Annotated in this window: 21 protein-coding genes and 1 pseudogene; 13 read left to right on the forward strand and 9 right to left on the reverse strand. The window is 41.4% G+C overall.

Annotation, left to right across the window (positions count from 1 at the left end; genetic code table 11):
* Positions 1-247: 247 nt before the first annotated feature.
* Positions 248-1,192 carry an MBL fold metallo-hydrolase gene (locus FKV70_RS10025; RefSeq protein ID WP_063212957.1) on the reverse strand — a complete coding sequence of 315 codons (945 nt, stop codon included), beginning with the start codon at positions 1,190-1,192 and terminating at the stop codon, positions 248-250.
* 228 nt (positions 1,193-1,420) lie between these two features.
* Here FKV70_RS10025 and FKV70_RS10030 point away from each other — a divergent pair, with 228 nt between their 5' ends.
* Positions 1,421-1,828 (forward strand): MerR family transcriptional regulator, encoded by a 408-nt coding sequence (locus tag FKV70_RS10030; RefSeq protein ID WP_023987566.1) that lies wholly within the window; start codon positions 1,421-1,423, stop codon positions 1,826-1,828.
* A gap of 355 nt (positions 1,829-2,183) precedes the next feature.
* Here the strand turns inward: FKV70_RS10030 and FKV70_RS10035 are convergent, their stop codons facing one another.
* Entirely contained in the window at positions 2,184-2,507 is a 324-nt protein-coding gene (locus tag FKV70_RS10035) for a DUF3139 domain-containing protein (RefSeq protein WP_063208615.1), read from the reverse strand.
* Positions 2,508-2,635: 128 nt separating this feature from the next.
* Between FKV70_RS10035 and FKV70_RS10040 the strand changes: the two genes are divergently transcribed.
* The 6 genes and pseudogenes from FKV70_RS10040 (at position 2,636) to FKV70_RS10065 (ending at position 6,841) form a co-directional block, all read left to right on the forward strand.
* Positions 2,636-3,181, forward strand: coding sequence for a hypothetical protein (locus tag FKV70_RS10040; protein ID WP_142612749.1), 546 nt, complete (start codon positions 2,636-2,638; stop codon positions 3,179-3,181).
* 156 nt (positions 3,182-3,337) lie between these two features.
* Complete coding sequence (locus FKV70_RS10045; RefSeq protein ID WP_142612750.1) at positions 3,338-3,988, forward strand: restriction endonuclease; 651 nt, start codon at positions 3,338-3,340, stop codon at positions 3,986-3,988.
* 238 nt (positions 3,989-4,226) lie between these two features.
* Entirely contained in the window at positions 4,227-5,390 is a 1,164-nt protein-coding gene (locus tag FKV70_RS10050) for a WXG100 family type VII secretion target (RefSeq protein ID WP_142612751.1), read from the forward strand.
* Between the two features lie 13 nt (positions 5,391-5,403).
* Positions 5,404-5,655, forward strand: coding sequence for a hypothetical protein (locus tag FKV70_RS10055; protein ID WP_142612752.1), 252 nt, complete (start codon positions 5,404-5,406; stop codon positions 5,653-5,655).
* 140 nt (positions 5,656-5,795) lie between these two features.
* A pseudogene (locus FKV70_RS10060) lies at positions 5,796-6,343 on the forward strand (RNA 2'-phosphotransferase).
* Between the two features lie 195 nt (positions 6,344-6,538).
* Positions 6,539-6,841 carry a YunC family protein gene (locus tag FKV70_RS10065; protein WP_064798188.1) on the forward strand — a complete coding sequence of 101 codons (303 nt, stop codon included), beginning with the start codon at positions 6,539-6,541 and terminating at the stop codon, positions 6,839-6,841.
* Between the two features lie 139 nt (positions 6,842-6,980).
* On the opposite strand, the gene mtnA is transcribed toward FKV70_RS10065, so the two are convergent.
* Positions 6,981-8,090 (reverse strand): S-methyl-5-thioribose-1-phosphate isomerase, encoded by a 1,110-nt coding sequence (gene mtnA, locus FKV70_RS10070; RefSeq protein WP_142612753.1) that lies wholly within the window; start codon positions 8,088-8,090, stop codon positions 6,981-6,983.
* Entirely contained in the window at positions 8,087-9,319 is a 1,233-nt protein-coding gene (mtnK, locus tag FKV70_RS10075; protein ID WP_142612754.1) for an S-methyl-5-thioribose kinase, read from the reverse strand. The genes mtnA and mtnK overlap by 4 nt, the downstream gene beginning before the upstream one ends.
* A gap of 306 nt (positions 9,320-9,625) precedes the next feature.
* Between mtnK and FKV70_RS10080 the strand changes: the two genes are divergently transcribed.
* From FKV70_RS10080 to sufB, 6 genes are all read left to right on the forward strand, one after another.
* Positions 9,626-10,096, forward strand: a complete 471-nt coding sequence (locus FKV70_RS10080) for a Dps family protein (RefSeq protein ID WP_063213745.1) — start codon at positions 9,626-9,628, stop codon at positions 10,094-10,096.
* A gap of 416 nt (positions 10,097-10,512) precedes the next feature.
* Positions 10,513-11,295, forward strand: a complete 783-nt coding sequence (sufC, locus tag FKV70_RS10085) for a Fe-S cluster assembly ATPase SufC (protein ID WP_063213735.1) — start codon at positions 10,513-10,515, stop codon at positions 11,293-11,295.
* Positions 11,296-11,318: 23 nt separating this feature from the next.
* Positions 11,319-12,623, forward strand: a complete 1,305-nt coding sequence (gene sufD / locus FKV70_RS10090) for a Fe-S cluster assembly protein SufD (RefSeq protein ID WP_142612755.1) — start codon at positions 11,319-11,321, stop codon at positions 12,621-12,623.
* Positions 12,620-13,843 carry a cysteine desulfurase gene (locus tag FKV70_RS10095; RefSeq protein ID WP_142612756.1) on the forward strand — a complete coding sequence of 408 codons (1,224 nt, stop codon included), beginning with the start codon at positions 12,620-12,622 and terminating at the stop codon, positions 13,841-13,843. The genes sufD and FKV70_RS10095 overlap by 4 nt, the downstream gene beginning before the upstream one ends.
* Positions 13,833-14,255 (forward strand): Fe-S cluster assembly sulfur transfer protein SufU, encoded by a 423-nt coding sequence (sufU, locus tag FKV70_RS10100; protein WP_063213732.1) that lies wholly within the window; start codon positions 13,833-13,835, stop codon positions 14,253-14,255. The genes FKV70_RS10095 and sufU overlap by 11 nt, the downstream gene beginning before the upstream one ends.
* Before the next feature lie 30 nt (positions 14,256-14,285).
* Entirely contained in the window at positions 14,286-15,683 is a 1,398-nt protein-coding gene (gene sufB / locus FKV70_RS10105; RefSeq protein WP_064798183.1) for a Fe-S cluster assembly protein SufB, read from the forward strand.
* 39 nt (positions 15,684-15,722) lie between these two features.
* Here the strand turns inward: sufB and FKV70_RS10110 are convergent, their stop codons facing one another.
* The 5 genes from FKV70_RS10110 to FKV70_RS10130 form a co-directional block, all read right to left on the reverse strand.
* On the reverse strand, positions 15,723-15,962 hold the full coding sequence (locus FKV70_RS10110) for a tyrosine-type recombinase/integrase (protein ID WP_142613099.1): 240 nt from the start codon (positions 15,960-15,962) through the stop codon (positions 15,723-15,725).
* Positions 15,963-16,149: 187 nt separating this feature from the next.
* The gene (locus tag FKV70_RS10115) at positions 16,150-16,605 is read right to left on the reverse strand and encodes an AraC family transcriptional regulator (RefSeq protein ID WP_142612757.1); all 456 of its coding nucleotides are present in this window, start codon (positions 16,603-16,605) and stop codon (positions 16,150-16,152) included.
* 399 nt (positions 16,606-17,004) lie between these two features.
* Positions 17,005-17,610: a CPBP family intramembrane glutamic endopeptidase gene (locus FKV70_RS10120; RefSeq protein WP_142612758.1), complete on the reverse strand. Its 606-nt coding sequence runs from the start codon at positions 17,608-17,610 to the stop codon at positions 17,005-17,007.
* Between the two features lie 391 nt (positions 17,611-18,001).
* Positions 18,002-19,084 carry a hypothetical protein gene (locus FKV70_RS26520; RefSeq protein WP_244310704.1) on the reverse strand — a complete coding sequence of 361 codons (1,083 nt, stop codon included), beginning with the start codon at positions 19,082-19,084 and terminating at the stop codon, positions 18,002-18,004.
* Positions 19,085-19,186: 102 nt separating this feature from the next.
* Entirely contained in the window at positions 19,187-19,618 is a 432-nt protein-coding gene (locus tag FKV70_RS10130; protein WP_142612759.1) for a hypothetical protein, read from the reverse strand.
* Between the last annotated feature and the right edge of the window lie 108 nt (positions 19,619-19,726).

Below are 19,726 nucleotides of genomic sequence, written 5' to 3' on the forward strand. Positions count from 1 at the left end.
TCATAGTAGAGCGACCTCCTAGATGATGGGCTTTTTAGGGCATTGACCCGTGACGTAACCCCATCGTACCGAGGCGCTCGTTTTTGTGCAAAGACCATATTATTCGTTTTACAGGAATTCTAACGGGCAGGTTAACCTAACAAGCAGACTGCCAATTACGTTTGAAAATACCCAAACGTGCTGCCGGGTTGACATTCAGAACTGGTCTTGTAAATCTGGTGGAGTTAAAGGGAGTGCTAGTTGTGTCTCATCTATTATTTTGAACAAGCATTGTATTGAAGAGCCAGCGAAAATTCCATCTGAAATACTGAGCTAGATGCCAATCTTCATAGCCATTTAATACACCTTCATTTAACCAGTAAGACTCTGGTTTTCCGCTCGTCGCAGCTTCAGACACATAAGCGATCGTTTTTTCTAAAAAGCGAATGACATCTAGGATTTTATCTGGAGTGGACACATCTCCATGCCCGGGAATTACAGTATCTACCTTCAGATCTCTTTGAATGCGTCTAAGGATGCGTATCCAAGCGTATGGATTACCGTGTGGCATGACCGGAATCGTCTTGTTGGTTATTAAATCACCAGCAATCAAGGTTCGTTCTTCAGGCACGTAAATAACGGCATCGCTTAAAGAATGGCCGCCTCCGTAGGATAAAACTTCGACTGTGCGTTTTGCCCCTTTTATAACTAGTTTATCGTCAAAAGTTATCGTGGGTATCACCCTACGAAGGGAAGGGATAGCATCATACAGGGCTCTCTGCACGGAAAGATCATAGCCGATTTCGGTTAACATGTGCGGATTTTTTTCTTGTGAACGTACTTGATGTAGGCTATTTATTAACTTCTGAATGTTTTGTTGCATTAGATCAATATTCACTTTACCCATTTCAGATAGCAAATCTCTTGTCCAAACGGTAGATATAAAATCACTTTCCATGAATTCCTGATTGCCGTTGACATGATCTCCATGAAAATGGGTATTGATCACATATTTAATTGGTTTATTCGTTAATTGTTCTGCGGTTTGACGTAACAAAGCACCAGAATGCGGTAGGTTGGTTGTGTCCACAACAACGGTCAAATCCCCAATGTCAATAATAGCCGCATTCCCCAGCGAACCACTACCAGGTACCGAAATAGCACCCCAGATACCTTCCGCTGCTTGTTGAATCGTGAAATATTTGTTGTTCATTGTTTATGCCTCCATCAAAATAAGTTTGACACCATTTCCTTTTATCTTTAGTTTTTTATGTTTCATGTATATCAATTAACAACTTTAGCTTACAATTTAGAGTCAACTAGAAATCAAGCACAAATTTTTGAAATGAAGTTAGAGGTGCAAATATCGACTTCGAGTTGACTTAAAGATGTATAATAGTTTTAAATTTTGGTTTAGAAAAAAGGAGTGACATAAAAAACAATGCTTACTATAAGTCAAGTATCAGAAAGAACGGGGCTAACTCCTTATACCATTCGCTATTATGAAAAAATTGGAGTGCTACAGGAACCGAATCGAAGAAATGGAAGGACACGCATTTATACCGAAAGTGAGGTTTCATATATACAATGTTTAATTAGATTAAAAAAATTGGGATTGTCGCTTGAGGAGATTACGGAATTTACTCGTGACGGATGTGTACTGGATAAAATTCAAAAAGGAGAAGAAGTCGCTAATTTTACTCCTGCCTTACATATACGGATAGAAATTCTTGAAAAGCATCTGGTGGAACTGGAATCCAAGCGGCAGGAACTTGAGTGCATGATTTCCCTTGCTAACGAGAAGATAGCCCTGTACCAAAAACTTACGAAAGACGATATAGTAATGTAGAAGAGCTGATTCGCCACCAGCATATACGATGGCAACAGAATTGATTGAACTAACTGGAAACATTAGTTCAATGACAACAGGGACGGCCACAAGATTATATTTATCAAGTTTTGTGTCCGCCGCTGCTCCTTTATTATACTGGTCCATATTTAGCTGGTGTTAGATTTGGAAGAGAAGAATTATGGTTTTTTCGTGATGGTTGCAAAAAGGAAAAAGCTCCTTTATTGAAATTTCTCTCCATGACGACCCCCCTAGCATGATTACATCTTCAGATGGGTCTATTATCTGGAAAAATGTAGCCTAGACCATCCTCAATTGAGTAGTTTTCATTGAATTGAGGATGATCCTTTCGTTTTTATTTGTTTTCATGATGTTTATAATTATAAGTACCATCATCTACTCCTTTAATAGGGGCTTGGTTATACTGAATAATTTTACCTTGCTCCTTTTTATAAAAATACCTTGCATTAATTTCGTCCTTAAATATAACTTGTGTACTAACTAAGGGAGCTTTAGCTATTTGAGTTTCAACTGAATAAATTTCAGATGGTTTGTATCCTTGAGCTTTTACAAGATAGCTGAATACTTCGTTTTGGGTATAACTTTTAGTGTAACTACTAAGTATCCAAATGCTCGCAATTAGAGTTACTATAAAGATTGCTATTCCATATTTCTTCATACGATCTCCTTTTTTTAATTGAAAAAATAGAAATAATTCAGTTTTTCTTCTAATGCTTTTTAATTGTATTTACTCATACCTTTATTTCCCTTATGATAATTGTAATACTAGCAGATAAGGGGATACATATGAAGAAAGCTATTTTATTAATGCTCATGTTTGTTGTTTTAATTCCATCACAAGTATTGGCAGCAACATCTACAAAAGCTATGTCAACTAGTGAAATCGAAAGAATATATTTTGAGAATTACAAAGATCGTGTAAAAGAAATTAAAGCTGCACAAAAAAAGCTTAATGCTGTTCTAGGGGCAGAAGTTCGTGAGCTAACTCAAAGATTAAACCAAGCCTCTGCAAGTTATAAAAATGAAGTGAAAAATAAGTCTAGTAAAGCAGTAATAGCTCAAGCCAAGGCTGATTGCGATAAATTAAAGAAACAGCTCAGCGTGGCGAAGGTGGAACTAAGTAAAAGTATTAAAAATTACAAACGAGAAAGTGACCAAATTTTAAAGGATATTGCAAAACAGAAAGCAGGTCTTATAAAATTTATTAAGAATCACACGGCAGGAAAAGATAAACTTACGGAATCTCAATTTAGCCAACAAGTTAATGGAGAAATTATGTCAATCGACAATTCATTTACTGAAGCTTTAAAAACAATTGCGGAAGCTGAATAATAGGGTGTAAGGCAGCAGGATTACCTGTTGCCTTTTTTATTTAGGCTCTTTTTTGTTTCTAATTCACTATATTTATAAATTTCATGGGAAGTTGTACCTATTTGTTGTATTATAAGCAAGTGTGGAAAAGAGTTGAATAGCTAAGGAGGAGCAGGGTTGTACATATTTATAGTTGTTGGTGTCATTGCTGTATTACTTGCTTTGGCGCTGTTACGTTTTCTTAAAAAGCCTAAAGTCCAAGAGCGATATAAAGTAACGCAGGATATTGATCCTTACAAAATCGGCATAAGTGAGATAGATCGTATGGAAGATGGCAAGGATTTTGAAATTTATTTGTGCAAGCTGTTCAATTGCTTGGGTTATAGTGATGTGTATAAGACACAAGATAGTAGAGATTTTGGAGCAGATTTGGTATTTACAGATCGTGAGGGATACCGTAATGTCCTTCAGGCCAAACGGTATGCAGTCACCAATCCTGTTGGGTTGGGTGCGGTTCAAGAAGTGTATAGCTGTATGCGATTTTACAGAGCTAAGAAATCTATTGTGATTACTTCAAGTAAATACACAAGCTCGTGTGAACAGTTAGCCAGTTATAATGGAGTGAAGCTGCTGGATCGCAATGATTTAATTCGAATGATCGAGCTATTCCAAGAACAACAGCACAGCAAAGTAAAAGATATCATCGAAGCAGAGCCTTACTTGAGTCTGGATTCATGGGATGATTATAGGAATAACAGTAAAGTGATTAAAAGGATCGTAAGACTGAAAAATACGAGAAACAAACTGTGTTGTAACGAAGGAAAATAGGACCGGAACGGATAGGGATACCCCCTTACCAGTCCGGTTTTCACTTTTTTCATGCAAAAACTGTCTATGATCGAAGAAAAACTACTTTTGGAAGAGATCCATTTGTAGACAAACAAATTGCAGAAGGCAGAAGTTACAAAAACGCTTTCCTTCATATAACAATTAGGAATTAAGTTTATTTTCCATAAATCGGAATAGTGTTACTATGTCATAACGAACTCATGACTAGAGGTAAACTATGACAACTATTAAAGTGACACCTGAGCAACTTATGACTGTCTCCAAGCAGTTTGAGTTAGCACAGCAAACGACAACTCAAATGAACAGCAATTTAGTACAACAAATTTCATCTATGGGACAATTGTGGGAAGGACTGACTAAAGAGCACTTTTACTATTCCTTCCAGGCCTCTCAGAAGAATATGAATGACTTTGTTACCCTGATGGATTCTATTGCTAGGGAGTTACTTCACCATGCAGATAAATTCAGATTAGCGGACCTGATGGAAGCAGGTAATATTGATGCAAGTTGTTTACCGCCTCCGCCGAATTCATGTGCTGTTCCTTCTCCAGATACACGAAATGCATTCCAGAAATCGGTAGATAGCTTAACTGAACTAGGTCAGGATTTTGTAGATGCTAATTCAGTACGGTATGAGAAAAAATTTGATTCGGTTTGGAGCTTTTTAGATTATATGTCGTATGGTATTCCAAAAGGAATGTATCAAGGGTACATGGAACGAGCAGCTAAACAAAACGATTCGTGGAATGACATGCTCAATTTCGGTACATTTGGAATAACGGGCATGATTCAGGGAGCATTTAATCCTACCAATGCGTGGTCAAAGGAACACTGGGCTAATATGATCGGTACAGCAGGACTGTTTGGAGGAGTCAGCTCAGTTATTAAGCCTAAAATTGGTTTGACACCATCTATTCAGTATGAGATTCCGAAGAATAATACGAGTTCCAATTTACGGAATTCAATAGAATCTGAACCTAAAACAGAAGTACAAACAGGTGGGAGAAACGATCTTTCAATTGATGAATATTTTCGTAGAGAAGCTGAAGCAGATGAGATGTATGATCAAATCAGAGCTTCAGATAGTGATGTAAGAGCAATAGCTGAAAATTCTGGAATGAAGGAAAGTAGGATTCAAAGAATCAAAGAACACGTTTTCATAAAAGAACACATAAAATCAAGTGGTTATGGCAGATTTCATTCTGATTACGAAATAGCTCAAGCATGGGATAGATTACAAAAAGGGATACAAACAGAAAAAGATATGGATTTGCTTAACCATGAATTGTTTGAATCTAGATTTGAGGGTATATTTAAAACAGACTATGAGACTGCTCATAACGCTGCGGTAAGGTCGGGTCGTCCATGGGAAATAGAATAGAGGAGATTTTATAATGGGAGCATTTGTTTTACTTTTTAAAGAACATGAAGATGATACAGTAGTTATTTATAAATATGGTCCAAACGAACACACTATGGGGAAAATTCAATTAAACAAGGATACTAAGCTGTTCTCTGAAATTGAACCTTTACCAGATTCGAATCATTCAAACAAATTTTATTTTGATAGGGCTGCACAGCGGATGGTACGTTGCTTCGTTAAAGAAGGTGGTATATTTCCTGACAAGATGACATTTGAATCATAAAGTAGCTTCAGGAATACGAACCGAGCATGCTCCATTGATAATAAAATGAGAGTAAGCTTTTTTCATTGCAATCTATCTGATTAAAGAGGAAAATTTTTATCCACCCTAGAATTAAGAGACGATTTTAGAAGGAGCATACCATGTTAACGCCAAAACAAGAAGAGAGCCTAAGCAAATTTATGAGTAAGATTCTTAGGCATACACCAGAACAGTTTGGTCTTGAGCTGGATCATGAGGGTTATTGTGACATTCAAGACCTGCTTCGGGGAATAAGATCAGAGGATAGATGGTCAAATGTCAGGGAGTCGGATATCAAGCAAGTAGTAGGCCATTGTCCCAAACAAAGATATGAGATTGTTAATGGGTACATAAGAGCTAATTATGGGCACAGTGCGGGCAGATTAAATTATGAGGAAGCCACTCCACCAACGATTCTCTATCACGGTACAAACACAAAGGTAATTCATAACATTTTCACTGAAGGAATTAAGCCAATGGGCAGAAAGTATTACATCTGTCTGAATCCGTTGAGTTTGCCATTTTAGCAGGCAAAAGACTTGGAGAACTAGTGATCCTCGAAGTAGACACAGCAAAGGCATTAGCTAATCAAGTGAGGTTTTATAAAGCTAACGATGGTGTTTGGCTTGCTGATCTTGTACCCCCACAGTACTTAAAGAAATTTGAATAGAGCGTAACCCTAGACCATTAACGATGATGACAGAGACTAGATGGAAAAAATCCGTCTGGTCTTTTTAATATCGCTTATTTTGCTGTACATATATCTCCCTCTAATATTTTGAATGTATCCACGGGTGTCCACACTTACCCGCAAATGCCGCATAAAATATCCCGGATGAACAAAGAGGAGGTGCATGAAATCACCATGATACACATGGAACCTATTCAAGTGGGTGAGCATACATTTATCGGAGTTGAGGTCAAACTGCCAAAAACAACGCTGTTGACGATCTCTAACTCCCGTGGTTACATCATGTGTGGTGCGCTGGATGTCGGATTGCTTAATGAACGGCTGGCCGATCGGAAAATTCTGGCTGCACGAGCTGTGGGGGTAAAGACGCTGAAGGAACTGTTAGAGGCACCGATGGAGTCGGTGACGACGGAAGCCGAGGAACTTGGAATTAAGCCGGGGATGCCAGGTTATGAGGCACTATTGAAACTGGTGTAAGAAGCTTAGAAATAGTTATTGAATAAAGCAAAAAATTAAAAAACCGGGCGCTACGGCTCCGGTTTTTTCTATGAGAAGTTTCATTTTATCGGGTAGAACCATTTGAATTTTATACGAAGTGTATGACCTGTAAGAACGATTAATCTGCAAACAAAGCGGTGAGATTCTCGTTAAAAGGGGCTTGCACAATTCCTTTTTCGGTAATGATGGCGGTAACGTACTCATGAGGTGTAACGTCGAAAGCTGGGTTGTAGACTTTAATGCCTTGCGGGGCAGTTCTTTTGCCAAAGCTCTCGGTCACTTCCTCCGCAGGGCGCTCCTCAATCGGAATATCTGCACCTGTGGCAGTCTTCAAATCAATGGTAGATAACGGCGAAGCAACATAAAAAGGGATACCATGCGCCTTCGCCAGTACAGCCAGGCTGTAGGTGCCGATTTTGTTGGCTACATCCCCATTAGCAGCGACTCGATCCGTGCCGACGATGACAGCTTGCACCCATCCTTTGGCCATGACCATGCCTGCCATATTGTCACAGAGCAGGGTGATATCTATACCTGCCTGCTGAAGCTCAAAGGCGGTCAGACGTGCACCCTGCAATACAGGGCGAGTTTCGTCAGCAAATACTTTCAGATGGATGCCGTTCTCCTGTGCAAGGTACATTGGTGCGAGTGCTGTCCCGTATTTAGCTGTTGCCAAGCCGCCTGCATTGCAATGAGTAAGCACGCCCATCCCGTCCTCGAACAGAGGTAAAGCATGGATGCCGATTTGGCGACAGACTTCTTCATCCTCTGCCTGAATGGCCATAGCTTCACACTCCAGCCCTGCATTCCAGTCTTCGATCTGGCCTCCCTCAGCCTCTGTGATGAGTTCGCCGGCTCGCTTCTTCATGCGGTCCAGAGCCCAGAACAGATTCACAGCCGTCGGCCGTGAGGTGGCTAAATGCCCGCATACCGCGTGTACATGCTCCAGCCATCCAGCAGCGTCGGTGCCGCGATAGGAGGTAGTCCCCAGCACAACACCATAGGCTGCGGCCATCCCAATAGCGGGGGCACCTCGTACCTTCATGGCATGGATGCCATCCCACACTTCCTCAGTTGTGAACAAATCCAGCATGACTATCGTTTCAGGCAGTAGACGCTGATCCAGCATGGACAAGTGGTTACCCTTCCACACCAGCGATGACAGAGCCTGTCTGGATACAGCTGATTTTCGGGAGGATGCAGGGAGAGATTCCTTATTTTCACTCATACTCTTGATGCTCCTTTAGTTTGGGTCACTGTCGCTGTCCGAACAATGTCTCCTAGTTCCCGGATCGAATGAAGCTCACGATTGTGTAGAACCAGGGTTTTTCCGATCGATAAAGCCAGACGTTCCGCGGCTTCCTTGATGTCAGGATCGGCAATAGTTTCGATATCCGCCACATGCGACAGACTGATGATCCGGCGGATCACTTTGCAACCTGCAAAACCAATCGTATCTTGCAGCACTTTCTGGAGATACAAATCCTGATACCCGGCTGTACGTGCCAAATGATCGGTGACATGCTCGTCCCACAGTGTACGGAACCTGCTCTCAAACTGCTCCCATACTTGCATGGCAGTCTCCAGGAGCCAGTCACGTCGTTCCTTTAGCTCCTTTTCGCCAGAAGTCCATCCAGGCTGTGCTGCATAGTTCAACAGCAAATTGGCGATAACCGCTCCGATATCAAACCCCATGGGACCGTAGTAGGCAAATTCAGGATCAATGACTTTAGTCGATTCAGTCGTGACAAAAATGCTGCCAGTATGAAGGTCACCATGCAGAAGCGCTTCTGTTCGTGTCATGAACTTTTCTCGCAGTAAAGCCACTTCCAGGTGAAGCGCCTGATTTGAACGGAGTGCCTCTGCTTCGTCTTCGATGTACTCACCGTAGTTGTTATTATCGGAAAAACGATACGGTTCATCCAAAATCAGATCCTCAGTTATTTTACAAAGTTCAGGATTGATAAAGCGTTTGACCAGTTCTTTTTTATCCTGCTGATTCATGCCCAAATCTGAGGTGAAAAAGAGTGTGCGTGCCAGAAATTCCCCGATATGATTAGCAAAAAGAGGATATGTGTTGCCTTCTATTAGCCCCTTGCGCATGATAGTGTGGGAGCTAAGATCCTCCATTACGGTTAACGCAAGCTCATCGTTATAGCCCAGAACTGCAGGAACTAATTCGGGACAAAGCTGGTGTTCCTGCTGAAGTGCCTCGCGTTCAATACGGGCGCGATCCAGCGACAACGGCCAGGATTCACCCACAATTTTTACATAGGGAAGTGCCTGCTTGGCAATGATACTTTTGTTAGAGTTGGAATCCTTAATATGAAAAACCAGATTTAAGTTGCCATCACCGATTTCTCGGCATTCCAGATGAGCTTCCTGACTAAAAAATCCGGGGATGTTCTTCACAAATTCGATTGCTTCTTCAGTCGTTAAAGGATGATATTTGGACAATGAGGTCACCTCCGTAAATTGTGCACATGTAAATGGTTGATCAATATCACAATATTAAACCAAGTATTTTGATAGGATAGAACAAGTATAACGAAAATCACTGAATATTTGTACATTTTTTTTATGATGAATTAGAAGCGAAGGCAACTCTTCTTTTTGTTTCGTCTCTGTATTGAAAGGGTAAATATGAAACAGACGTCCGGCAGGTGATATTCAACTACCCGCTGGCGTCTTACCGTCAACAGTACGGTGATGGATACTTAAAGGCTTCTGAAAGTCAATTTGATAAAAAGGAAGGGATTTATGATGGCTAAAACAACAAGTAACTCGAAAAATACGCAAACCAAATCGGTGGAGGAACTGTTAAACCGTCAAGTCGCTAACCTCAATGTGTTATATGTAAAAATTCATAACTATCACTGGTACGTGAAGGGCTCCAGTTTTTATACACTCCATGTCAAATTCGAAGAATTATACAATGAAATAACATTAAAAATGGACGAGATTGCCGAGCGTCTGCTCGCCTTGAAAGGTTCTCCTTCCGCAACGTTGAAGGAATACCTGGAACTGTCCTCAATTGACGAGGCCACTGGCAATGAAGATGCACCAAAAATGGTACAAACCCTGATTGAGGACTTTGCGACTGTATGTGAGGAGTTTCAAGAAGGGATCGAAATGGCGGAAAGCAATTCCGATCAGCCTACTGCAGATTTGCTGATCGGCTTTAAAGCCGATCTGGAGAAACATATGTGGATGCTCCGCTCTTATTTGGGCTAACTCGTCAAGTTTTGGCTCAATCGCACAAGGTTTAGTTTGACGAATATGAAACCCCTACATGTAAAACGCTACTGACGTCATGCTGTCAGTAGCGTTTTTATGGCTAAAAGAGATGATGATATCTCATGGTTTTTTGTACTACACTATAACGATATAATCATTCGCAGGATGTATTTTGTCATTTGTGCGCTTGATAGGATGAACATTTTATGAAGAAAGGTGGATAACGTGCGTCTGTTGGTTGCACCCTTAAAGATATTTATTATAAAATAACTTGAGAATCATTGAGAATCAGTTTAGAATGATTATAAATAAATTTTTAAATATTACATTTGCTTGAAATCAGGGGGCTCCCCTGTTTAAATATACTTTCTGATTTCGACACCACACTACATTTTTTGGAGGGTATTGCGAATATGGCTACAAACTTTAAGATTGAAGGTCTCAAAGCGACCATCGAAGGCAAGGAAATTTTGAAAGGTATTAACCTCGAAATGAAGGGCGGAGAAATCCATGCCATCATGGGTCCTAACGGAACGGGTAAAAGTACACTTGCGTCTGCTTTGATGGGTCATCCTAAGTATGAAGTCACAGATGGCAAAGTAACTTTGGATGGAGAAGACGTACTGGATATGGAAGTGGATGAGCGTGCACGTGCAGGATTGTTCCTGGCGATGCAGTATCCAAGTGAGATTGCAGGGGTAACAAACTCCGACTTTTTGCGTAGTGCAATCAACGCGCGCCGTGAAGAAGGACAAGAGATTTCCCTGATTAAGTTTATCCGTCAAATGGAAGGCAAAATGAAAGAGCTTGAAATGAATCCTGAGTTTGCTCACCGTTACCTGAACGAAGGTTTCTCCGGTGGTGAGAAAAAGCGGAATGAAATTCTGCAAATGATGATGCTTGATCCGAAAATTGTCGTTCTGGACGAAATTGACTCCGGTCTGGACATCGATGCTTTGAGAATCGTAGCTAACGGTGTAAATGCTATGCGTTCTGAAGATCGTGGCTTCCTTGTGATTACTCACTACCAACGTCTGTTGAACTACATCAAACCAGATTTTGTACACGTAATGATGCAAGGGCGTATCGTTAAATCCGGTGGTCCTGAGCTTGCAGAGCGTCTGGAAGCGGACGGTTACGACTGGATCAAGGAAGAACTGGGTATCGTTGATGAAACTGTAGGACAAGAGGCGTAAGCCGGAAGCGAGGAGGAAAACTGATGACAACACAAACAATCCTTCCGGTAGATTCCGAGCAACTGCGTGTTCTGTCCGAACGTAATGGTGAGCCAGCATGGCTGGCTGAAGACAGACAAAAAGCACTTGAGCTTGCAGGCCAACTGGAGCTTCCGGTATTTGAAAAAACAAAAATCGAGCGTTGGAGTTTAAACGATTACGGTCAACATAAACTGAGCGAGGTCATTGCATCGGTAGGGCAGGTTCCTGCAGCTATTGCTGATCTCGTCAAAGAACAGCAGGAGGGCGGTCTGATTATACAGCGCAACTCCGGAGCGGTATACGTGAAGCTGAGCGAGGAGCTGGCGGCGCAAGGCGTCATTTTCACAGATTTGCAAACGGCGGTTAAAGAGCATGGCGATTTGGTCAAAGCTCATCTGAATACTGTTATTAAAGCAGAAGAAAATTCATTGTCTGCACTGCATGCAGCACTCTGGAACGGTGGAGTATTTGCTTATGTGCCTAAAAATGTAGAATTGAACGTTCCACTTCAAGCTGTGTTCCTCACGGATGATGCGACTGCAACATTTGCGCCGCATGTGCTGCTCATCGCTGAAAACCATAGTTCAGTAACGTACGTAGACAACTATGTATCTGCAGATTTGACGGCACCTGTTCTTCATAACGGTGCGGTAGAAGTGGTTGCAAATGCAGGCGCTAAAGTACGCTATGCCACAGTGCATCAGTTTGGAGAGCAAGTAACGGATATTTCCATTCGTCGTGCCACGCTGGGAAATGACGCTGCTATCGAATGGATTGTAGGCGAAATGAACAACGGCAATACAGCGAGCAATACCATGTCCGTGCTCAAAGGCAATGGTTCCAACTCGGATGCTAAGGTTATTGCTGTAGGTTCCGGTTCACAAAAGCTGAACTATACGACACAAGCACAACATTTTGGTAAAAATTCCGCAAGTCAGATGATTACGCGCGCAGTTATGCGTGAAGAAGCATCTTCCATCATTAACGGAATTACGAAAATTGAAAAAGGCGCTACCAAAGCAGATGGTCAGCAAACGGAACGTGTTCTGATGCTCAGCCCGCAAGCACGTGGTGACGCTAATCCAATCCTGCTAATTGATGAAGACGATGTAACAGCAGGACACGCAGCTTCGGTTGGTCAGGTGAACCGTGAGCAAGTGTATTACTTGATGTCCCGCGGAATTAGCCGGGCAGAAGCTGAACGGTTGATTATTTATGGCTTCCTGGCACCTGTCGTATCTGAAATTCCGCTTGAAGGACTTCAACATCAGCTGCAAAGCCTTGTTGAAAGGAAGTTAGGCCAATGAACACTGCATTGATCCGTGAACAATTCCCGATTTTACATCAGGAGATTAACGGTCATCCGCTGGTTTATTTGGATAATGCGGCCACTTCGCAAAAGCCACTGGCGGTCATCGAGGCAATCAAGCACTACTATGAATTAGATAATTCGAATGTGCACCGTGGTGTGCATACCTTGGGTAGCCGAGCTACGGATGCTTATGAAGGTGCGAGGGAGAAGGTAGCCCGCTTTTTGAATGCCAAGCGCAGTCAGGAAATCATATTTACTCGTGGTACAACAACAGCGCTGAATCTGGTGGCTTCTTCGTACGGGAGAGCTAACTGTAAGGAGGGTGATGAAATTGTCATCACTCAGATGGAACATCACAGTAACCTGATTCCGTGGCAACAGGTAGCCAAAGCCACTGGTGCGACTTTGAAATATATTCCGCTTCAAGAGGACGGTAGCGTTGATCTTGCGGACGTGGAGACAACCGTCACAGAAAACACAAAAATTGTAGCAATTGCACATGTCTCCAATGTACTTGGTGTTGTAAATCCGGTCAAAGAAATTGCTGCTATTGCACATCGCAAAGGGGCAGTCATCGTTGTCGACGGTGCGCAAAGCACGCCACATATGAAAGTAGACGTGCAAGATATAGATGCTGATTTTTATGCTTTCTCTGGTCACAAAATGTGTGCTCCTACAGGAATTGGTGCACTCTACGGCAAAAAGGCGCTTCTGGAAAATATGGAGCCCATTGAGTTTGGCGGTGAAATGATCGACGATGTGGGATTGTATGAATCCACATGGAAGGAACTACCTTGGAAATTCGAAGGTGGTACCCCGATTATTGCTGGAGCTGTCGGCCTGGGTGCGGCTATTGATTTTCTGGAAAGTATCGGACTGGACGCCATTGCACAGCATGAGAGCAGTCTATCCAACTATGCCCTCAAACGCCTTCGGGAAGTAGAGGGTTTGACGATTTACGGACCTGCTGAACGTCATGTTGGGCTCGTAACATTCAACCTGGATGATGTGCATCCGCATGATGTAGCTACCGTATTGGATAGCCAAGGGGTAGCCATACGTGCGGGCCATCATTGCTGCCAGCCACTGATGCGCTGGTTGAAAGCCAGTGCAACTGCCCGTGCCAGCTTTTACCTCTATAACACAGAAGAAGATATCGACGCTCTGGTCAGCGCCTTAATCCAAACAAAGGAGTATTTTGGCGATGCAACTTGATGACTTGTACCGACGCGTGATTATGGATCATTATAAAAATCCGCGCAATCGCGGACGTTTTGAGGACGATGCTGTTACGGTGGATTTGAACAATCCTACGTGTGGTGACCGGATATCCCTTCAACTCAAAACGAAAGACGGCATAGTCGAGGATGCCCGTTTTACTGGCGAAGGCTGCTCGATTAGTATGTCCTCGGCTTCGATGATGACAGAAGCGGTCAAAGGTAAAACGATTGATCAGGCCTTGGATATGGCGAGTCGTTTCTCTTCTTTAATGAAGGGCGAAGCTGTCGAATTTGAAGATTATGAAGAATTGGAAGCTTTGTCAGGCGTTAACAAGTTTCCGGCCCGCATTAAATGTGCGACTTTGGCTTGGAATGCGCTGCGCAAAGGGATTGACGAAGATAAATAATTTAAATAGGACAGAGGAGGTTTGAGAAACATGGCCAAGAAAGCACCGGAAATGGAAGAGTATAAGTATGGCTTTCGTGACGAGCACAAGTCCATTTTCCAAACAGGTAAGGGTCTCACTCCGGAAATTGTAAAAGAAATCTCCAAAATTAAGGGTGAACCGGATTGGATGTTGGAGTTCCGTCTGAAAGCATTGAAGCAATTTGAAAAAATGCCAATGCCAAAATGGGGCGGAGACATGGATGAACTGGATTTCGATGATATCCAGTACTATGTAAGACCTTCCGAAAAACAAGGGAAAACGTGGGAAGAGGTTCCTACAGAAATTAAGGAAACCTTTGATAAGCTGGGAATTCCTGAAGCGGAGCAAAAGTTTTTGGCTGGTGTATCCGCACAGTATGAATCCGAGGTTGTCTACCACAGCATGCAAAAGGATCTAGAAGAGCAGGGTGTCATTTTCATGGATACCGATACGGCGTTGCGTGAGCATCCTGAGATTCTGAAAGAGTACTTTGCAACAGTTGTACCTCCTGCGGACAATAAGTTTGCAGCACTGAACAGTGCGGTATGGTCAGGCGGTAGTTTTATCTATGTGCCTAAAGGTGTAAAATGTGAAATTCCATTGCAGGCTTACTTCCGTATCAACTCGGAAAATATGGGTCAATTTGAGCGTACGCTCATTATTGCTGACGAAGATAGCTTTGTGCATTATGTAGAAGGCTGTACAGCTCCAATTTACAGCACGAACTCGTTGCATAGTGCCGTGGTGGAAATCATTTGTAAGAAGAACGCACGCGTTCGTTATACAACGATCCAGAACTGGGCGCCTAACATCTACAACCTGGTAACCAAACGTGCGGTTGCTGAAGAAAATGCAACGATGGAGTGGGTCGATGGAAACATCGGTTCCAAGCTGACAATGAAATATCCTGCCGTTGTATTGAAAGGCCGTGGCGCGAAAGGGATGGTCTTGTCCATCGCGGTTGCAGGCAAAGGCCAGCACCAGGATGCTGGTGCGAAAATGATCCACTTGGCACCAGATACTACATCCACCATTGTATCCAAATCGATCAGTAAGCACGGTGGTAAAGTAACATACCGCGGATTAGCTTCCTTTGGCCGTCAGGCTCAAGGTGCAAAATCGAATATTAAGTGTGATACGTTGATTTTGGATAATCAATCAACTTCGGATACAATCCCTTATAATGAGATCATGAATGACGATATCACGCTTGAGCACGAAGCAACGGTGTCCAAAGTATCGGAAGATCAGCTGTTCTATCTGATGAGCCGTGGTCTGACCGAAGCAGAGGCTACACAGATGATCGTTATGGGCTTTATCGAGCCGTTCACCAAAGAACTGCCGATGGAATATGCGGTAGAAATGAACCGTTTGATCAAGTTCGAAATGGAAGGTTCTATCGGTTAAAATGCGGTAAGCCTTGGTGAGACAAGGTACTAGCGGTAATTAAGCTGTTAAACCGGAGTCGTGCCGATTTTGTGCCGACTCGGATTTCCTTTTAGTATAGGAGGCGAACTTTTTAAGTTCGTCTTCTTTTATTTTTTCAGTGATGTCTAAGTATGTGACTGCTGTGGTTTTAATGGTCTTATGACCTAATCGTTTCGATACAAATTTAATAGTAGCTCCAGATTCTAGTAAGAGTACAGCATGAGTATGTCTAAATGCATGAGTTCCATATCTAAATATAAGACTGAACTAGAACAAATAAATAAAGCTATAGCTTCCCTTAAATAAAATCCGTAGTTATCCAGCAACAAACAAATTATATACTGTATACACAAAAGCCCTCTAAACAGAGGGCTTTTACTTTTATAAAAGGGAATTAGTATTAGACTGCCTTCAATAACAGAAACAACCCTATGCCTTAATACGTCTATTGAACCGGAACGCAAATTTCGCAATAATGATTATTAATAAGTTCAACTGTATATCGCTCCAAGATAGGTCTGGTATCATCTAAGCTGAACCCTTGATTTTCCAACTCCAGGAATATCTCAGTCCAAGCCTTTTGAACAGCTTCAGCTGTATGATTTATTTTAAAAACAGCGTATCTTCCTCCACTAATGTTGCTCAAGTTTACTTCATCAGTATTAGCACAGTAATCATCAGGAAGAACCAAACATGCATCGTAGCGACAATTTTCCGGTTTCACAAATGCAGGATTATCTTGGGCAATACCAAGAATAATAGACGTCTTATTAAATAATTTATTCGATTTAACCCAACATTTAAATTTCTCCATTAGTTGCGAATTTGCAATCCCATAAGGACCAATCTGTCTCATGTATGCAATTCTACAAGACGGTATTTTTTCAATTTTAGTCTTCATATTTTCTTCGCTTTCTTTTTAAAGTACATCGATGTCTGAAACCATCATATAATGCTTTAAAATTAGAAACAAATCAATTTTTAAAAATAGTCAATGAATAAATTTAGATTTCAGCCTGTTAGTTGAGAAAACGGCAGTCACTTTAATCGGCTACCGTCTGTTCATGTTTATTGAGTTATTGTTCACGTTAGCTCTATATAAATTCATAATAATAGTCCGTTGGATATTGTATAGGGAGTTTTAAACGGTATAATCCAAACATTAAGCTTCACAGTCGTAACGAACGTGCTAACTTCTTCTACTAATAAGGCTAATTCTTTTATAACTTCATTTTCTCCAGGTTCAATAACTCATCGGTAAAAACATAAAGGATTGACGCACTAAAAGGAATAGGTATATTTATTGCCTTAAATAAATAAGAATATTATAGACACTATGTGCAATCGTTGGAGCCCATATCGAAGAAGTCTTTTTATATATAAATCCAAGAATGTATCCTACGAGAAATATGGTCACATAGTTAAGAAGTGAATATCCTGAAATAATACCTATTGGAAAGTGTATGCCCATAAAAAGTATGGCTTGTATAAAGTTATATCCTTTTACCCGATGGTCTCTTAGTTTATTCATAACGAATCCCCGGAACACTACTTCTTCAGAAAATGCAGTTAACGGTGTAATGATCCATCTGATTCCTATGTCCAATCTAAAACCATTAAAGATAGTAACCTCGATTGCTACCAATAATAATCCAATAATTCCGCCAGTAAATACTCCCTTGATGATATTTTGTTTTAATTTTATGTAGTCAATGATTTGTTGCAACTTTACTCGATCGATATATACGAAATAAATGACCACCAGCCCAATCCAAAAAATCATTTTTATCAAGAAGGATATCAAATAAAGCTCCAAATCAGTTATTTTTGGATGGAATGTTAGCTCCTTAATTGTCCAGCCTATATAAAAAAACAATATAAAGAGAATAAGTTTACTTTTAGCCATCTTTTTGTTTCCCTCAATAAATTTCAGCTGATAGTTTGATATTACCATAAAATGTTCAGAAACTCTAATATCTGTAGTGGTCTTGGATTGGAGTATCGTATTATCCTAAGTAGAGTTAAGGCCCTGCAATTGAGAAGGCATATCTAGAGTATAAGGCCAAAACAAAAGCGCTACTGGCTACTGACCAGCCAAACAAGAATGCAGCACAGGCAGCAGCTAAGGAAGCTGTATCTGGTCTGGCTGCAAAGCTTAATGATTTCTTGGCGCAGGCTACTGCAGAGGTATCATCCGGCTAAAGTTACAAAGTAAACACTAAACAGATAAGGAAAGCCGGAAAGATAGCGTAAACTTGCTCCTTTCCGGCTTTTTGGCATGTTGCTAATCAGAACAATTACTTGTTCAGCAGCATGAAGTTATTGATGAAACCCTCTTCTTGTATAAAGATGGGGGTTTGAATTTTCGATGTGAAATCATAATAATATACGCCGCGCCCTTCCTCCTCATTTTTCTCAGAGGCGCTACCCAAATAGTAGACACCCTTGCCGTCGGGGGACATATAGACAAATTGGCGGGTTAAAATAGGCAACTTTATTTTGGTACGTTTACCTGTTGCAATATCAACCAGACTATACTCGGGTTTGCTGTGATTAGTTAGATTGGTAGTTACGAGAAGTAGTTTATCATTACTGCTGGACATTGATGATATTTTCTCTTTTTTCAGTGTGATGATAGAGCGTTCTTGCTTGGTGACGCTATTGATTTCTGTAACCTTGTTGTCCGGAGGGGCCATGATGGTTTGTGTTCGGTTTGAGAGGATTCTTTGTTTCTCGTGCTCCTTATCTGAATACTGTGAACTGTAAATTGTTTTTTTGGCTGGATTATAGGTGATAGACCAAGTGGTAGTATCATCCTGATTTTCATCATGCATAATTTGCATGGTACGGGTTGCTTTATTATAGAACATAGTCTTAAGTATCCGCTCTCCTTTTTTGACTGCAACCAGAACAAGGGGACCATCCGGAGTGGTTGGTACGATATCATTGATGGCAAACAAATTATCGGTAAGCTGTTCGTTTTTTTTGGTATTCAAGTCATACGAAAATAATTGGTCTCCCTTATCACCGACATCAGCAGAATAATAAATTTTGTGATCAGGCAAGGATACCACAGAAAGCGGGTATTGAGAGGTATACGGAACATCAGCCAGCTTGGTTATTTTTTTACTGCTTAAGTCGTACGTCATAACTCGCATAACCATGCCTTGATCTGTGTTCTTCCCATTCACATATTCTGTATAGGTCATGGATAGATATTGGCCCTGACCGGCTAGAGCTGTCTTTTCCCCTGATTGGGTCTTTTGGGGTACAGCAGATTCTGCTGGTGGGGTAGAAGAAGGGGAGCAGGATGACAATAAAGCTGGCACGAGCAGGGAAAGTATAAAGATTCTAAAAAATTTGTAGCTGCTTGTTCTCAAAACGAAGCATCCTTTCTGAGATAAGTGATGAATCAAACTGAAGATGATAACGAAAAGGAAAAGAATAGGACACGATACCCTATCCTTTTTGCTATAAAGATATTAGAAATTATAGGAGTATCTACCTAAAAATGAAGTATACGAATGCCATGTTAAACCTAGATCCTCTACACCCGTTTTCCAAATATCAATGATTGCATCTGGAAGAGACCCATTATCGGCCTTCGTAAATTCGTGGACTATATCCCTATCAGTATTCCTTACCCGAATTATTGTCCCAAACTCCGGATTATCAATGGCTCCTTTTGTTGTACAGTCACCTCTTCGGAGAGTATTTTCATTCTCACCTTGCTCGTCCGTGAAGTTGGTTCCTCTCCCTGTGCCTATAACAGAGCCATGCTTGTCTCCACTAATAGAAATTACATTATTAGATGCTCCGTATCTGTAATCCCCAGCTGGGTTTCGTGTTCCGTGTGGCAATGCATTAAGTCCATAAACATCCGAAGACAGTCTATTTTCTTTTGGCAGGATCATGTCCTTGATAAGACCTTCACCATCATAAGTTACTTTTAGTCCAGGTTGTGGGGCAGGGTTTTCAAAATGGTATACGGGCCGGGGTGTCTTGTCTTTTTCTCACAAATG

Source organism: Paenibacillus ottowii (genome assembly GCF_006874425.1).
Classification (GTDB): domain Bacteria; phylum Bacillota; class Bacilli; order Paenibacillales; family Paenibacillaceae; genus Paenibacillus; species Paenibacillus ottowii.

What these genes read in the sequence shown, in the direction of transcription:
- FKV70_RS10025 (WP_063212957.1), bottom strand. Translation starts at nt 1,192, where the DNA reads ATGAACAACAAATATTTCACGATTCAACAAGCAGCGGAAGGTATCTGG.
- FKV70_RS10030 (WP_023987566.1), top strand. Translation starts at nt 1,421, where the DNA reads ATGCTTACTATAAGTCAAGTATCAGAAAGAACGGGGCTAACTCCTTAT.
- FKV70_RS10035 (WP_063208615.1), bottom strand. Translation starts at nt 2,507, where the DNA reads ATGAAGAAATATGGAATAGCAATCTTTATAGTAACTCTAATTGCGAGC.
- FKV70_RS10040 (WP_142612749.1), top strand. Translation starts at nt 2,636, where the DNA reads ATGAAGAAAGCTATTTTATTAATGCTCATGTTTGTTGTTTTAATTCCA.
- FKV70_RS10050 (WP_142612751.1), top strand. Translation starts at nt 4,227, where the DNA reads ATGACAACTATTAAAGTGACACCTGAGCAACTTATGACTGTCTCCAAG.
- FKV70_RS10055 (WP_142612752.1), top strand. Translation starts at nt 5,404, where the DNA reads ATGGGAGCATTTGTTTTACTTTTTAAAGAACATGAAGATGATACAGTA.
- FKV70_RS10065 (WP_064798188.1), top strand. Translation starts at nt 6,539, where the DNA reads ATGATACACATGGAACCTATTCAAGTGGGTGAGCATACATTTATCGGA.
- mtnA (WP_142612753.1), bottom strand. Translation starts at nt 8,090, where the DNA reads ATGAGTGAAAATAAGGAATCTCTCCCTGCATCCTCCCGAAAATCAGCT.
- FKV70_RS10080 (WP_063213745.1), top strand. Translation starts at nt 9,626, where the DNA reads ATGGCTAAAACAACAAGTAACTCGAAAAATACGCAAACCAAATCGGTG.
- sufC (WP_063213735.1), top strand. Translation starts at nt 10,513, where the DNA reads ATGGCTACAAACTTTAAGATTGAAGGTCTCAAAGCGACCATCGAAGGC.
- sufD (WP_142612755.1), top strand. Translation starts at nt 11,319, where the DNA reads ATGACAACACAAACAATCCTTCCGGTAGATTCCGAGCAACTGCGTGTT.
- FKV70_RS10095 (WP_142612756.1), top strand. Translation starts at nt 12,620, where the DNA reads ATGAACACTGCATTGATCCGTGAACAATTCCCGATTTTACATCAGGAG.
- sufU (WP_063213732.1), top strand. Translation starts at nt 13,833, where the DNA reads ATGCAACTTGATGACTTGTACCGACGCGTGATTATGGATCATTATAAA.
- sufB (WP_064798183.1), top strand. Translation starts at nt 14,286, where the DNA reads ATGGCCAAGAAAGCACCGGAAATGGAAGAGTATAAGTATGGCTTTCGT.
- FKV70_RS10115 (WP_142612757.1), bottom strand. Translation starts at nt 16,605, where the DNA reads ATGAAGACTAAAATTGAAAAAATACCGTCTTGTAGAATTGCATACATG.
- FKV70_RS10120 (WP_142612758.1), bottom strand. Translation starts at nt 17,610, where the DNA reads ATGGCTAAAAGTAAACTTATTCTCTTTATATTGTTTTTTTATATAGGC.
- FKV70_RS10130 (WP_142612759.1), bottom strand. Translation starts at nt 19,618, where the DNA reads ATGATCCTGCCAAAAGAAAATAGACTGTCTTCGGATGTTTATGGACTT.